Here is a 14,300-nt window from a genome sequence, read left to right as displayed (position 1 = left end):
ACACGTCCGCGCGGCAGATGCCGACACACATCGCCGCATGCTGGCGACATGATCCACGCAATACAGGTGCTGAAACAGCGTCTTATTTCGCCTGGGGCGTGCATACGACCTTGTCGTCGAAGACGTAGCAGATGCTCATCTCGCCGGTGCGGACGTTGACGCGGAAGATGCCGCCTTCGCGCTCGTGCCGCGACGGCATCAGCAAATAGTCGCTGGGAGGCTGGGGGCCCGCCCCCTCGCCTGCCGGAAAGCAGATCGTGATGCCGACGCCGCCTTCCTTGAGCTGGAACTGGCAGGCCCCGACCTCGCCTGTCGCCTTGTCGACGCGATAGACCCGGTTCAGGTCGTTCTGCGGCGCAGGCGCAAATTCGAACGGCGCCGCCATGGCCGGACTTGCAAGCATGGCCAGACTTGCAAGCAGACAGCTCGCCAACGCGATGCGGCGCGCCTTGGCCGCCAATGCTGAGAGGGTGTTCGACATCGCACCAATCCTTGCCGCGAAGCTTCGCCGCGAATCGCCAGAACGATATCACCTTGCGGGCCGGTTTTGGGGAGCTTCCCTGCGGCGCTTGCAAACCCTGCCTGCGGCGCTTGCAAACCCCCGCGCGAACGCATTTAAGCAGCTGCATGCCGCACGCGACAGAGGTCAATTCATGAGCCTGCCCCCCATCGTCGTCTTCGATCTCGACGGCACCCTCGCCGAGACGGCGCCCGATATCATGCGCACGCTCAATGTCATCCTGGTCCGCGAGGGGCTGCCGGGGCTGCCGCTGGAGCGGGCGCGCGAACTGGTCGGGGCCGGCGCGCGCGCATTGATCGAACGCGGCTTCCGGGTTTCCGGAAAGCCTCTCGACGATGAGACGCTGGAGCGGCTCTTCGAGGATTTCCTGCTGATCTATGCCGAGGACGTAGCCTCCAACAGCTATCTTTATGACGGCGTGCTCGCTGCCCTCGACGCGCTTTCGGCCGAGGGCTACGCGCTTGCGGTCTGCACCAACAAGCCAATCCTGCACACGCGGCTGATCCTCGATCATTTCCAGATCACGGATCGTTTCGCAGCCGTCGCCGGCCGCGACAGCTTTGCCTTCCACAAGCCTGACCCGCGTCACCTGACATTGACGATCGAGGCGGCAAAGGCCGATCCGGCCCGTGCCGTCATGATCGGCGATTCGCGTACCGATATCGCGACCGCGCGCGCCGCCGGCATCCCCACGATCTGCGTGCCCTTCGGATATACCGACGTTCCCATCGAGACGCTCGAGCCGGATCTCGTCATCCAGCATTTCGACGCCCTGCCCGACGCCGTTAGGCAGGTGTTCGATCGCGTGCCCATCCTTTCTTGACGCCGCCGGACGCGCCGATTAGGAGAGGGGCCGGTGCGGGCGACTAGCTCAGCGGTAGAGCACTCCCTTCACACGGGAGTGGTCACAGGTTCGATCCCTGTGTCGCCCACCACCGCAACCCCCTGAAATCGTTAGCGAAAAGCCACTCCGGACACCCGGCCAACTGGCACCCTACAGAGCTACCGGGGCATAAAACGGGGCATATTCGGGGGCCAACTGGGGGACGAGAATCAAGCGTAGAGGCCCGATAGCCCGCCGCCGAAGAGCGCCTGGCGCCGCTTCTGCGTCTCGTCTTCTTCCTGTTTCTTCCGGGTGGTCATATCGAGGAACGGCTTGGGCGCTTCCGTGGCCAGTACGTTCTGCGCCGCGGCCACGCCGGGGTTGGCCATGTTCGGTTCGCCGGTCGGCCCGAGCACGTCCCCGAACTGCGGCGTCGGCTGGCCAACCATGGACGGCGTCGGGGAACCGCCCGGCGCCGCGGGGCCAACCACATCACCGAACGCCCCGGAAGGCGCTGCGCCGCCCACGCGCCGATAGCCGAGCAGCTTGCTCGGGTTCATCGTCGTGTAGGTGACGGCGTCGGACTGGTCCCCGCCGAGGATCTTGATCCGGCCATCGGGCGTGGCGCCGTCGTAGAAGCCGACGTGACCGAGCGGCCCATTGCGGTCTCCCCGCCAGAAGACGGCCAGATCGCCGCGCTGCGGCTCCTTGGTCTCTTCGCCAACATTCAGGAAGGAACGGGCCAGATTGGAGCCCGACCCCTTCACACCGGCCTGCGCGAGCGATGAGTTGACGAAGGCCGCACACCAGGCGAGCTGCTGCGGGTTCAGGTTCACGCCGCCGGTCTTGAGATAGTCGGCGATCAGCGGCGCGGTCTTGCCGAGTTGCCCGCGCGCGATGTCATAGGCGCTACCGGCCATTGCGGCCTCCTGCGTTTAACGCGCCGAAAGCTTCAAGCAGACCGAGATAGTTCGAGCGATCCTGCCCAGCGCGTTCGGCGTCGGGCAGTGTCTTGAACTGACCCACCGGCGCGTTGCGACCTTCTGTGACAGCTCTGATCGCCTCGTCTAAGCCAAGTTCTTGGCCGTCGACGATCGTCGGCACGTTCAGCCACGGGCGGTCTCCCGAGGTGTTGAAACGCTCCGTGGTCGTGCGTTCTGTCGAGATCGAACCGTCTGCGTTGTTCAGCACGGGCCGATTGACGTCGATCGGGAAGCCCCACGGATCGTAATACTCGCCGCGCTCCATCTGCCGAACTGGGCTCGGGACCGGCATTCGGGGCTGCGCGTAAAGATCGGACACCTTCCCCGCCATCAGTTCGGCCTCTTCTTGACGTCGACCTCTAGCGGCCGGCGGATCGCGTCTCCTACCTCATCGTCGGGCGCCTGGGCGTCGTCGAGCAGGTTCAGGAGTTGCGTGGCGCGGACGCCGTATTTCTGCGAGATCATGCGGCGTTTCGCCGCGTACTCGATCGGATTGAACTTCTCCAGCAGGTCGGCGGCCAAGCCGGGGTTGTTCACCGCCGAGCTCGTCAGCGTGTCGATCGCACGGGCCTGGATCTGCTTCGACTTGTTGCGCAGATAGGTCGAGAGCAAATCGACGCCGGCAATGGTCGGGGACAGCTGGCCGCGCTCCACGGAGCGGGCGCGCGAGGCGATACCTGTGGCCGTCAGCGACGGGTCGAGCTTGCCCGTCAAAGCCTGGGCCGTGCCGGACGATCCCGCCGCCCGGGCGCGCATGCTGCCGTCCGCGCCGTCGAGCGCGGTGAAGACCTTCTTGATGTCCTCCAGATCGCCCGGATTGTCGCGCCACAGTTCCTCGGCAACGGCATTCGTCTTCGGGTCGTCGAACATGGCCTTCAGTTTGCGGCCGCTCCAGCGATCGTTGCCCGTGATGCCGGGCGCGCTGAGCTTCTGCTGTTTGACAACCTCCCACAGGGCCGAGCGCGCGTTGCGCAGGACCTCGGGCGAGCCGCCAGCTGCGTCGACCAGTTCCCGAGCCGCTTCCCGAGGGCGAGGGCCAGCCGTGACGCCGCGCACGGCGTTCACGACGGCTTCGTCGCCGTGCTGCAGATAGTTGGCCTGTGCGCTCCGGCTCGGCGTCGTCAGGCGACGCGTCGTCTCATCGGCTGTCGTGCGGGCGGTCGATGCGCCTTCGCGCGCCGTAGCCGCGCCGACCATCTTGTCGCGCAGCTCGGGGAAGGCTTCCAAAACGATGTTACGCTCGCCGAGGTATTTCCGCAGCTGATCGGGCCGATCGGTCAGGCCGCGCGCGTTCACGTCCGACATGATCTCGTCGGCGATTGCGTTGCGGGCGCGCGGATCGCTGCCGACCTCCCGCATCACCGACTGGAAATCGTTGACACGGCCCTGGTCTGTAGGCGTGAAGCGCTGCGTGACTGCGCTGTCGTCGAGGGCGTAACCGCCGCCCTCGCGCGGCTTCAGCGTCTCGGCGATGCCCGTACCGGGGCGTTCGAACCGATCAGCAACGTCCCGGCGCGCGGCGCGGGCGGCGTCGAACTGATCGCGAAGCTCGGGCGGAACATTGCCCTCCACAAACTGGTCAACTTCGTCGCGGAACTGATTGGCGACACGAGCTTTCTGTGCCTGACCAGGCGTCGATTTGGCGGCCCGGATATCATCGGTCAGGCCGGATCGCAGCGACGTAATTTCGCGCAGTGGAACTTCGCCGGTGGCCGGCGTACCCGGGCGCACGAACGGCTGGCCAGAGACGTCGAGGATCGGACTGGCCGAGGGCGGCACGGCCGGTTCGACCAGTTGCGCCGGAACGTTCGCTTCCGAGGGCAGGAAGCGCTGGCGATCATTGATCGGCAGGCCTTCCGTGACAGCGCCAAAACGATCCGCGAGCGGCGCGGCATCGACCTGGACGGTGGCCTCGTTCACGGGGGCGTAAGCTTCGCGGACGCCCTGCTGCTCCTGCGCGTAGCGGTCGGCCAGTGCTTCACGCATGGAGGCGCCTCGCGCCGTGGCGTCGCGCATTCCGGGCTGGACCGCCTGTGACGCCTCGGCCGCTGCAGCTTCAGCAGCGCGTGCGGCCTCATCGACCTGCCCGAGCTGTTGCGTGCGGTTGGCTTCCAGCGCAGCGCGGAACTGTGCCGCGTCGCCGCCGGGGTCGAGACCTGTCATGCGGCTGTCGACCGCGACCTCGTTGCCGACGCGGCGCTCATTGGCCGCTCCGGGCATCCGGGCGTCCTGGTTGAACGCAAAGGTCGCGATCTGCGGGTCCTGCGTCCGATCACCGATATTGGCGCGATAGCCCGGGATGGCCTCTTCGACGGGCGAAGGGCGGCGCAGCTGCGTGACGAGCGGCGTGGTGTCGACCGTGCCCGTGTTGGCGAACTGCTCGCCGGCCTGCGTCGAGTTGTTGATGATACGGTTGGCCACTTCCTCGCCGACCGTATCGCTGGTCATGGAAGGGCGCCCGAGCACGGTGCCGGCGATGCGCTTGACCGGGCCCGCGACAGCGCCGGCCGTCGACAGCGCGCCGACGCCCGTCATCGACCCGATGAAGTCGGACCAGAAGTTGTCGCCGCTCTGCGGGTTGCCTGCGAGCTCGTTGACGACGCCCGCCCCCGTTCCGGCCGCGCCGGCGTAAGCGCCTTCGCGAACCGCCACGGCGCGCGGCGCCACAGCGCCCGCTTCCAGGGCGCTGCCGGTCAGGCTCTTGCCTGCGTTCGTCAGATTGTTGAACTGCTGCTGGACGACCTGCGCGCCCGGGATGGAACTTGGCGGCGCGATCGTCGGCGGCGCGACAGCCATGCGACGCGCGGCCTGTCGGCCCATGGCGTTGCCGATGCCGACGACGCCAGCTACGGGGAGCGCGTTGGCTCCGACTTCTTGGCCAATGCGTCCAGCGACACGCTCGATCGCGTTGCGCGGCGCGGGCGCTTCGGGGATCAGCCCGAAACCACCCATGGCGCGGTCGATGCTCTCGCTGCCACCGATGGGGTGCGGCGTGATCGGGCCGACGTTATCCACGCCCGGCAGCAGGTTCAGGACGCGCGGGGCGTTGTTGACGATGTCCACCGGAGCGCCCGCGAGCGAGGCCAGGCCACGTCGAGCACCGCGTCCGAACTGCGTCACCGCACCGCCAGCCGTGTCCAGGATCGCATCCATGACCGATCGCGGCTTCACCTCTTCGGGAACGCGGGCGCCGGGCAGAACTGCGCGAGCGGCATTGACGCCCTGCTCGATCAAGCCCGGGGTCTGCGCCTTGGGCGTCACGGCGTCAGCGGCCGGCGAGCCGACACGGCTACGCCGTTCGGCCGTCTGCGCCTTCGCGACGCGCGCGATCACCTCCGGCGACGTGCCGTCGGGAAATTCGAGAACCGTTCCGTCGAAGAGCTCAGCTTCAGCCATCAGAGCGGGTTCCCGTTCTCATCGAACCGCATACGGCCTTGACCGACGCTGCTGACCGTCGGCGCGGCCGGAGCGGCGCCGCTGACAGCCGCGACGCCACCGCCGCGCGCCCGGGTAAGGATGCCCTGCTGCGCCTCGATACGGCTGACAGCCTGGTTGATGCGGGCCAGCGAATTGGCCTGGTTGGCGTCGAGACCGTCGAGACCAAGCGCGGCCTTGGCGTTCTTCAACATCTCGTTGGAGAGCCGTTCGCCGGTCGTGGTCTTGGCGTACTGGAAGGCCAGGAGGTTGGCCATCATCTCGATCGCCGGGATGCTCGGGTCGAACGCGCCGGCAAGGCCAGCATCCGCCGTGCCGTTCTTGATCGCCTCTCCGACCTTGGCGAGGTTGCCGCCGAAATACGCGCCGACCTCGCCACCCGTCTGGACGACGTTCTGCGCGGTGCCGCGCATCCAGCCGACGACGCCCTGCGAAGCGGGGCTCTTGGCGATCAGATTGCGAAGCTCGACTGCTGTGTCCTTGGCCACCGCGATATCGAGCAGCTGCTTGTCGATGTCGTTCGTCACGGTCTTGCCGATGCCGACATCGGTGTTCGAGCCCTGCGGTGTGGCCATGTTGGTGACGCGCGCGTCGGGCGGCAGGAGCGCGCCCGTCTGCGCATGCTTCCACTGGCCGTCGGGCGTCTGCACGGCGGGGCCGGCGGTGCCATCGGCGAGCACGAACTGACCGTTCGCCGCCTTGGCCTGCGCGCCCTTGTCGACGAAGGCGCGCTGCCCGATAGCGCCGGCATTGCTCTCGACGACTGGAACGCCGTCGCGGACAACGTTCTGCGTGCCGGGCCCGGCGAGCGCGAGGCCCTGCTGCGTCGCAATCGGCGTCTGGCCGAGTGCGGCGGCGAGAACTTCGTCGCGGGAAAGCGGCTTCGGTGCGCCCTGCGCCATGCCCATCGTCGGCAGGCCGATCGTGCTCGCGACGTCGGCGGGAACCTCCGGCCGGATCTGGCCCGGGTTCAGCGCGCCGTAGAGGCTGGCGATCGTGTTGCCTCGCGTGCTGTTCGCGCCGACCTGGATCTTCGTCTCGTTGTCCAGAACGTTGCGGCTTCCGAGACCTTCCTCCTGCAGCCGGCGCTCTTCCAGCGCCCGCGCGTTGTCCGCGGAGTTGTTGCTGCGCGACGTGAAGGAGGTGACGTCCTGGCCGCGCCGGGTCGTCGCGTTGTTCATATCGAGAGCCTTGTAGCTCTGCGTCGGGTCGTACAGATCGGCGATGACGGCCTGACGGTCGGCATCGCCCGCCGCGCCCGCATAAAGCTCGGCGATCCGAGCGGCCTTCTCGCGGGTCGCGCCAGCATTGGCCCAGCCGCTCGCATCCGCGCCCGAGGGCGGGGCGAACAACTCGGCCAGGTTCTCAGTCGCTTTGGCGATGTAAGGATCGCCGCGGTAAGCCTGATTGCGTCGGACAGAACCAGCCATCAGCCGAAAATCCCAAAGAGGTTGCGGAGGCCATTCGAACCGCCGGACGCCGCGTAGCCGGGAACGCTGGCGAGATCGGCGGCGCGGCCAGCGGCCATGCTGCTGTTCGCCACGGTCTTCGCGCCCGCTCCGAGCCCCGTTCCGGCGAAGGAGCCCTTCAGGCCTGCGCCTGTCGCGATCGAGCCGATGCCGCCGAGCAGATCACCGATCGACTTGATGCCGTTGCCCGCGCCAGACGCGGCGTCGAGTTCCAGCGACGTGACGTCGGACGAGCCCTTCTTGAAGCCGCCGATCTGACCGATCCTGGCCGCGTCGCGCGCCTGCAGACGGCCCGTTCCGCCGAGCACATCGCCAAACGCCCGCAGCTCGCCGCGCTTGGCAGCGAGATCGTTCGTATCGGTGCGAGCCTTGCCACGCTCCTTGGTCTCGTTCTGAACCGTAACGTTGGACCCGGACTGCGGGATCAGCGCGCCGGCAGCTTCGGCGCCGGCCGCCGCTGCGGCGTCGGTTCCGGCCTGCTGGCTCGCGAAATAATCGCCGAGCTCCTTTGACTTCTCGCCCTGCTTATCGGCGAAGCCTTCATAGCGGTCCTGGCTCTGCGTGTTGAGCGCAGCCGCCTCCTGGTCGAGACCGCCCTGACGAATGCGTTCGGCCGCCAGAACGTCCTTGCGGGCGCTCGCGGCCTTGCTGCTGGCCATCTGCCCTGCGACCGCCGAAGCGCCTGTCAGTGCGATACCGGCGATCGTAAGTGGATCGCACATCAGCCCGTGACCTTAACTGAGCTCGATGGCGTGCCGAACAGGCCGGTGTTGTATTTGGCCTTGTACGCGCCCCCGGAGAGGGCTTCCGCCTTCTCCTGCGCCGCCTGCTGGCCGAGTGTGCTGGTGAAACCGGCGAACAGCTGCGAGAGCGGGTTGAAGGCCGTCGGCTGCGAAAGCGCGGTCGCGCGTGACAGGGCCGAGTTCGCCGCGCCTTCGGCATCGCCGGTGGCGCTCAACGTCTGGATCAGGTCCGTCCGGGCGCCCTCGACATTGTTGCGGGCTTCGGTCTCGTTGGCCAAGGCCTTGTCGGCGATGTCCTGCTTGTTGGTGTCGAAGAGCTTCTGCAACTCGCCGACCTTCTCGCCGCGGATCGAGCTATCGAGCGTTCCGGAGCGGGCCAGCGAATAGGTCAGCTGTTTCTGCGCGTCGCCGTACTGATCCTCCAGCTGCGGCGTCGCGAAATTCGTGAATGCGTCCCGACGACCCTTGTAGAAATCGTCGTTGAAGTTGCTTTCAAAGATGTTGCCGACACGCGTCGTGCCGTCACGGATCTTCTGCTGGCGCGCGTCTTCCTCGGAGCGAGCGATGTTGCTCTCGCGCTTACTGGCTTTCTGGCCCATGCTGTCCGTCCAGTCGCTTCGACATCATGAACCCGACACGCCTGAAGCCAAACCGCTCCATGAATCTGGCTGTCCGTTCTGATTGGAAGTCGTTGTCGTTGCCACCTACGATCTCGACGGCGCCCATGCGGGTGGCATACGAGATGAGTTCGTTGGCTAGGAGGACGGCCGCCCGAGTTCCGCGCTTATCCGGCGAGACGTAGAGTACCTTCTGTAAAACGAAAAATCCAGTCCGATGGTCGTAGCTGCCTGTGTCAGCCACCAAAAGCCCGACAAGGCGTCCGTTATCCTGGACGACGAAGGCGGTCGGGAAGGACGTATCAAGGTATTCCTGAAATCTTTCGTGCATGACGTCGGCATCGATCGGCTCGCCGGGCATGGTCTCTCGTGCGTTGGCCGTGGCCATTTCTATGACCGCGTCTTCATCCTCGCGCAGGGCCAGCCTAACGAACATCGGGGGCTGTCCAGGCGAACTGAAAGAACGTCTCGCCGCCCTTGCCGTAGCCGGGCATCGTCGCTTCCTGCTTCAAGCCGAGGATCTTGATCCAGCGGTGCGCGTCGGTGTGGTCTATGATCGACACGCACTCGATACGGTGCACGCCAGCTTCGCGCTGCGGCGGGAAAAGCCGCTTCGTGATGAAACTGGTCAAGCTGATCGCGATGCGCGGCATCTCGTTGGTGGCGAAGAACAAGAGCGTCAGGACGTTCGGCCTGGCTTCGATCATCGCCCCGATCGCAACGGGGTCGGTGCCGTCGAGCGCGCAGATCGCCCCGGGCAAGCCCGCGTACCGACGCACCATGTCCTGCGCCAGTTCGTCCGACGTGCGGGCATAAGACGTCGCCATGAACTCGTGCTGATCGCGCTCACGCATGCGGCTGGCCACCGCCAACACAGCCGCGGGCGACGCCGGCTCAATCCTCATCTGCGTCGCCATCATAGTGGATCACGGCCGAGCCGAGTTTGTGCGGGCCGAGCCCGACCGATTTGAAGATCAGGCTGATATGCGTGCTCTTACCCTCAACCGGATGGGTTGCTTGCGTGAACGTGCTGTCGTGGATCGTGCCGACCACATCGACACCGTCTGGCCGAAGCGGTTCGAGCGCGACGCTGACCTGCCACGTCCCGCGCGCCGAAGCGTCCATACCGGACAGGGTCTTTTCTTTCGCCGGAGCTCCACCGTCCAGGTAGGGCAACTGCGCGATGGCCTGTGTGTCGTCGTAGACTGTCGCGCTCCCGATGCCGCCGTAGGCGTAGATCGAATTTCCCGAACGCACGTAGACACGCTTCTTGAAGACGACCGCATGCGAGATGTCGAAACCGGGCAGATAGCGCGACCACGCACTGACCTTAGCACCCGAGAAGAAACTGAAGACGAAGATCTGGCCTCTGATAATCAGCCAGAACCGGCCCGATCGGGGCTCGATCAGACCGATGACCTCGTCGCGATTATCGTCGCCGAGCGCCTGCAGCGCCTCCACGACGAGATCGTCCACGGGAACGCCGATATCGGTCGTCGCCGCGGCATTGGAGGCGTCGCGAGCACGCAGCGAGCGAAGCCCGCTCTCGTTCAGATAGAAAAGATCGCTGTCGCCGAACTGCGTCACCGAACGCGGGCTGACCGTTCCGGTGTTGTTGAGGACCTGGGCGATCTTGTTGAGGGTCGGATCGGGGTCGACGAACCAGATCTGAACGACGCTCTCCGCGAAGACGGCGACGTAGTTCTGGTATTTGGCCAGCGCGATAAGCTCTTCGGACCCCGAACTTTCCGACGACATGTCGATGAAGCCCGAACCGACGACGCCATTCCAGCGCGTCGGCTGCTGGATGCCGGAAAAGTGCATGTTGGGCCCGGACGTCGAATACATCTTCGACCCGATCGTGCGGGCAAAGAGCCCCGGGGGGTATGTTCCGGGCACGTCGGCGCCGCCCATCATGGACGTCGAGGCCGGCGATACGCCCAACCCGTCCGTCAAAGTGAACGTGACCGGCTTGCCGTTTTCGGCTGCTCCCGACGTCGCCGCGATCACGAAGACGGTGTCGCCGTCGGAGACCGCCGTGTACTCCGGGCTGGAAGACGCGCTGTTGACGGCGGTCGCGATGTTCGCGGCCGTCACCGAATTGCTCGTGATCCAGTTGACGGGCGCTCCGATCACGGAGACGCCGCCGACATTCAGATCCGTCAATTTCGATTGCGGTGAAACGGTCCCGGCCGTGACGACGAACGAAGCGCGGGCGCGACCGTCATACCAGTCCGTGACCCGGGTGCCGTCGTAATAGTGGTGCCGGCTACCGTCGGAGAAGACGCCGACCGCGTAGATCAGCCCCTTGTACAGGTCGAACGACGGCACATCGATAAGCGCCAGTCCCGACGGATGGACCAGGCGTTGATACGTCACGCCTGACGGCACCGCGATGCCGGCTTCGTGCCCGAAAACGACGATGCTGGTAGGCGTAAAAGCGAGCGCCACCGTCCCCGGCGGGAGCGAATACGTGCCCACGAACGCCGCGCGCTGTTCGAACTCGCCGCCCCGATTGATGTGGCCGTCGGTGGCCTGGATCAGCACGCCGCCCGGGGTGGTCTCGGGCATGCGGCGTGTGTCGAGACCGCCGATAAATTCCTTGATCCAGATTGAGGCCATCAGGACCCCGGCGGCCGATAGGTGGTGATGAACGGACGCCGCGGCGGCACAGGATCGCCGATCCCGAACATTCGGAAGCTGCGCTGCGGCGAGAAGCCGCCCCGCTGCTTGGCGTAGAGGATATTGGCCATGTCGAGCTTGATCTGAGCGTCTTTGGCGCCGCTCGCGGCCAGGATTTCGGCGGCGCAGTAGAGCGCCAGCATGTCGTCGTCCAGGTCGGCGAGGTCAGTGTCAGCGGTCAGAGGCCGCAATTTGCGAGTGCCGGTGAACCGAACATAGCCCTCGCGCGTGGTCGCGTCGGCGTTCTGGTCGGGGATCGGCCATAGTTCAAGGCTCTCGTCTTCGACGATGCGCCAGCGGCGCGGTGGCCATGACCGCTGATCGAGATCGCTGTTCCACACGCCGTACTCGGCGCCGGTCACGCCATAGTCGAGGCGGAACCAGCTGCCGTCGCGGAACAGCTCGATCCGCTCGATCCGGTCGATATCGAGATCGGGCGGGGTGTCATAGTACCGCTGCCCGTTCTGGACCGGGATCTGCCATTCCTTGCGGAGATGCGGCCATGCGAAGTCCCGCCACAGGCGCTCCTGCGTCCGCTGCAGCATGTTGACGTGCGTCGACCGGACTTGCGCGTTATGCGCAGGGTTGCTCGAAAGCCGCGCTTCGAAGCGCAGCTTATCGAGCAGAAGCGTGAGCGGGCTGTAGCGGGCCATCGATCAGGAAAAAGCCGAGTTGGTGTCGGTCATATCCTCGATGCCATCATCCTCTGCCTGCGGCTCGGGGGCCGGCACGGCAGCGGCGGCCTTCTTGCCCTTGGTGGCCTTCTTCGTCTCTGCGGGCTTCTCCTGCGCACTTGGCACGGGCTCAACCGCTGAGTTGGCAGTCACCCGGGTCTTGGCCTTGAAGAAGCTCTCGTCGAGTTCGAGTTCGTCGAAGCTCTCGTAGACGCGAGCGGCGGCGCCGGGGAAGAGCGCGGAAACAGCGCGGGTGTCGGTGCCGACGAGGCGCGACCCGGCGTATTCCAGATTGAGGCGGCCGAGCTCTGCACGGTTGGAGCGTTCGATCTCGCCAGTCGGCTCCACGTCGAAGACGGCTTCGTCGCCATGAACGGCGCGCAGCAGTGCGACTTCGGCAGCGGTCACGCCGTATTTCGGGATGGTGTTTCCAACGTCGCCCCCGAGAGCGAGCATGATATTGGCGGTCTGCATGGGACTGGTCCTAGCGTTGTGGCGGGGGCGTCATGCCCCCGCCTGGTTTCGTCAGTACGAGTTGTCGCGCGTCGGTCGGATCTTAACGGTCACGACGCCCTGGCCTTCGGCAAAGGCCGTGACGGACGCCGCTTCGACCGAAAGCACGCTGGTGCGCGTCAGGACGTTGGCGCCGGTGATAGCCGTGGCCTTGAGGACCTTGCCGAGCGGCGTGGAGTTGGCCGAAGTCAGAGCGATCACACCGCCCGTGACGTTGGTCGTGCCGATCTCCAGGTTCAGAGACGCCAGCTTCGCCGCCGTGGTGACGGGCGTGGTGACGGTGAACGTGAAGTCCTCGATCACACCCGCGATGCCGGGCGAGAAATCGGTGACGACGTCGCCGGCAGCGGTGATCGCGGCCAACTGGATCGGGAAGTTCAGGAAGATGGCGTTGTTGCCGTCGACCTGATCGAACATCAGCGAGACGCGCGAGCCAGCGGCCAGCGTTACGCCGGTGCTGTTCGTGACGGTGATGGTCGACGCGCCGAACGAAACCGAGAGCTGTGCCCCGGAATAACGATCGTTGTCGTTGACGATCATCACATTGGCGGCGCCAGCGAGACCGTTCTGATAGCTGGCCTGCGACGTGCCGGACGGATAGCCGACGTCGAAGGTGCCGGTGCTGATCACTGCGGCGGCGAGGACCGTATCGATACGGCCAAATTCATTTACGTTGGTGGCCATGACAGGCTCCCGTGATTGAAGGTTGAACGGAGCAGCAAAGACGGGCGCCGAAGCGCCCGTCTTGTATTCGTCAGACGATGTCGTAGACGCCCGAAGTGTTGAGCTGCTTCGCAACCATAACGCCGGTCATGGACACGCCGTTGTACATGACCATTCGGTCATACGGACGAGCCGGGTTGTGCTTCTTCATCCGCTGCCCGTCCATATAGAGCAGCTTCAGGCCCGTGCGGCCCATGTCGACGGCGTAGCAACGCTTGGCCAGGCCGAGATCGTCCATGGTCGGGTCCCACTCAAGCGGCAGGCCGCCGTGGTTGGGGTCGTCCATGGAGCCGTCGGGCTTGCCGTCGCGCCAACCGCTCTGGCTGTAGAAGCCATTCGAACGGAGCTCGAACTTGTAGGCATCGATGAAGTCCGAGCCCGCGAAGTAGCGGATCTTGGTCGAGCCGTTGCGGTACTTGCTCCGGCGCCGAGCGGCCTTGTCCATGGCCGTGATCAGTGCGCCGCCGCCAGCTGCCGCGGACGTGATCGCGCCGAGGCCGCCTGCCGCGAGGGACGCAGCGGTCATGGCGTCATTGCGCCACCAGGTATTCGCCACGCGGCTGAGACCGCCCGTCGAACCCACAGCAGGGCTGTCCAGGATGATCGAGCGGATGCCCGACAGAGCCTTGGCGTCGGCCGAGCCGTCACCGTGAACGAGCAGGTCGAGCGAGAAGGTGTAGCTCTCGCCCATCTTGTCGTTCTTCTCGTCCAGCAGGTTCGCAAGAGCCTGGGCCTCGCGGCCGGACATCTCGCGGGTCGTCTGGTCGGTGCCGTTCTCGACGACGTCGATACCGTCGGTCTTGAGCTCGGTCATCGTGACGACCATGCCCATGTAGTGCTCCTTCCAGGGGAAGCGAGCGCGCTTCGTCCCGGTCGGGTTCAGGTGCGAAAGCTGATCGTCGCCGGTGTAACCGGCCAGACCCCAACCGGGCTCGTAAGCCGAGCCGACAGCAAAGGAGACGTTCTCCTTGCCGCCGACGAACTTGCCGGCAGCAGAGTTGAAGGCCTCAAGCATCGGCTTGTTGGCAACGTCCTGCTTCCAGACCTTGCCCTTGTCGATGTAGGTCTCAAGGGTGGAGTTGTTGATATTGGCGATTTCGTCGACCGTGAAGGCCATG

At 65.7% G+C, this 14,300-nt stretch carries 15 protein-coding genes and 1 tRNA gene; 2 read left to right on the top strand and 14 right to left on the bottom strand.

All coding sequences use genetic code 11. From position 1 onward, the window contains the following. Positions 1-82: 82 nt before the first annotated feature. Positions 83-481 (bottom strand): hypothetical protein, encoded by a 399-nt coding sequence (locus C4S73_RS19025; protein ID WP_342210582.1) that lies wholly within the window; start codon positions 479-481, stop codon positions 83-85. A gap of 172 nt (positions 482-653) precedes the next feature. Here C4S73_RS19025 and gph point away from each other — a divergent pair, with 172 nt between their 5' ends. Beyond that, a complete protein-coding gene (gene gph, locus C4S73_RS19020; RefSeq protein WP_103874109.1) occupies positions 654-1,343 on the top strand; it encodes a phosphoglycolate phosphatase in 690 nt (229 codons plus the stop codon). 37 nt (positions 1,344-1,380) lie between these two features. Then, positions 1,381-1,455: transfer RNA gene (locus C4S73_RS19015), tRNA-Val, on the top strand. A 118-nt stretch (positions 1,456-1,573) separates the two neighbouring features. Here the strand turns inward: C4S73_RS19015 and C4S73_RS19010 are convergent. The 13 genes from C4S73_RS19010 to C4S73_RS18950 form a co-directional block, all read right to left on the bottom strand. Further along, positions 1,574-2,263 (bottom strand): TIGR02594 family protein, encoded by a 690-nt coding sequence (locus C4S73_RS19010; protein ID WP_103874108.1) that lies wholly within the window; start codon positions 2,261-2,263, stop codon positions 1,574-1,576. Continuing rightward, complete coding sequence (locus tag C4S73_RS19005) at positions 2,253-2,657, bottom strand: hypothetical protein (RefSeq protein ID WP_146071429.1); 405 nt, start codon at positions 2,655-2,657, stop codon at positions 2,253-2,255. The genes C4S73_RS19010 and C4S73_RS19005 overlap by 11 nt, the downstream gene beginning before the upstream one ends. Then, positions 2,657-5,722 (bottom strand): hypothetical protein, encoded by a 3,066-nt coding sequence (locus tag C4S73_RS19000; RefSeq protein WP_103874106.1) that lies wholly within the window; start codon positions 5,720-5,722, stop codon positions 2,657-2,659. The genes C4S73_RS19005 and C4S73_RS19000 overlap by 1 nt, the downstream gene beginning before the upstream one ends. Next, positions 5,722-7,191 (bottom strand): hypothetical protein, encoded by a 1,470-nt coding sequence (locus C4S73_RS18995; protein WP_103874105.1) that lies wholly within the window; start codon positions 7,189-7,191, stop codon positions 5,722-5,724. Before C4S73_RS18995 ends, C4S73_RS19000 begins: the two co-directional genes overlap by 1 nt. Further along, complete coding sequence (locus tag C4S73_RS18990) at positions 7,191-7,952, bottom strand: hypothetical protein (RefSeq protein WP_103874104.1); 762 nt, start codon at positions 7,950-7,952, stop codon at positions 7,191-7,193. The genes C4S73_RS18995 and C4S73_RS18990 overlap by 1 nt, the downstream gene beginning before the upstream one ends. Beyond that, positions 7,952-8,572, bottom strand: a complete 621-nt coding sequence (locus C4S73_RS18985; RefSeq protein WP_103874103.1) for a hypothetical protein — start codon at positions 8,570-8,572, stop codon at positions 7,952-7,954. Before C4S73_RS18985 ends, C4S73_RS18990 begins: the two co-directional genes overlap by 1 nt. After that, positions 8,553-9,026, bottom strand: a complete 474-nt coding sequence (locus C4S73_RS18980; RefSeq protein ID WP_103874102.1) for a GNAT family N-acetyltransferase — start codon at positions 9,024-9,026, stop codon at positions 8,553-8,555. The genes C4S73_RS18985 and C4S73_RS18980 overlap by 20 nt, the downstream gene beginning before the upstream one ends. Then, complete coding sequence (locus C4S73_RS18975) at positions 9,016-9,507, bottom strand: hypothetical protein (RefSeq protein ID WP_146071428.1); 492 nt, start codon at positions 9,505-9,507, stop codon at positions 9,016-9,018. Before C4S73_RS18975 ends, C4S73_RS18980 begins: the two co-directional genes overlap by 11 nt. After that, positions 9,485-11,137, bottom strand: coding sequence for a hypothetical protein (locus C4S73_RS18970; RefSeq protein WP_146071427.1), 1,653 nt, complete (start codon positions 11,135-11,137; stop codon positions 9,485-9,487). The genes C4S73_RS18975 and C4S73_RS18970 overlap by 23 nt, the downstream gene beginning before the upstream one ends. 74 nt (positions 11,138-11,211) lie before the next feature. Continuing rightward, a complete protein-coding gene (locus tag C4S73_RS18965) occupies positions 11,212-11,925 on the bottom strand; it encodes a phage adaptor protein (RefSeq protein ID WP_103874099.1) in 714 nt (237 codons plus the stop codon). A gap of 3 nt (positions 11,926-11,928) precedes the next feature. Continuing rightward, positions 11,929-12,420: a hypothetical protein gene (locus tag C4S73_RS18960; RefSeq protein WP_103874098.1), complete on the bottom strand. Its 492-nt coding sequence runs from the start codon at positions 12,418-12,420 to the stop codon at positions 11,929-11,931. Positions 12,421-12,471: 51 nt separating this feature from the next. Then, positions 12,472-13,143: a hypothetical protein gene (locus tag C4S73_RS18955; RefSeq protein WP_103874097.1), complete on the bottom strand. Its 672-nt coding sequence runs from the start codon at positions 13,141-13,143 to the stop codon at positions 12,472-12,474. Positions 13,144-13,213: 70 nt separating this feature from the next. Beyond that, complete coding sequence (locus tag C4S73_RS18950) at positions 13,214-14,299, bottom strand: phage major capsid protein (protein ID WP_103874096.1); 1,086 nt, start codon at positions 14,297-14,299, stop codon at positions 13,214-13,216. Position 14,300: the final 1 nt, after the last annotated feature.

The sequence above is a fragment of the Allobosea lathyri genome (assembly GCF_900108245.1).
GTDB lineage: Bacteria > Pseudomonadota > Alphaproteobacteria > Rhizobiales > Beijerinckiaceae > Allobosea > Allobosea lathyri.
The sequence above is the reverse complement of the archived record's forward strand: the minus strand, read 5'-3'. Positions and strand labels throughout refer to the sequence as shown.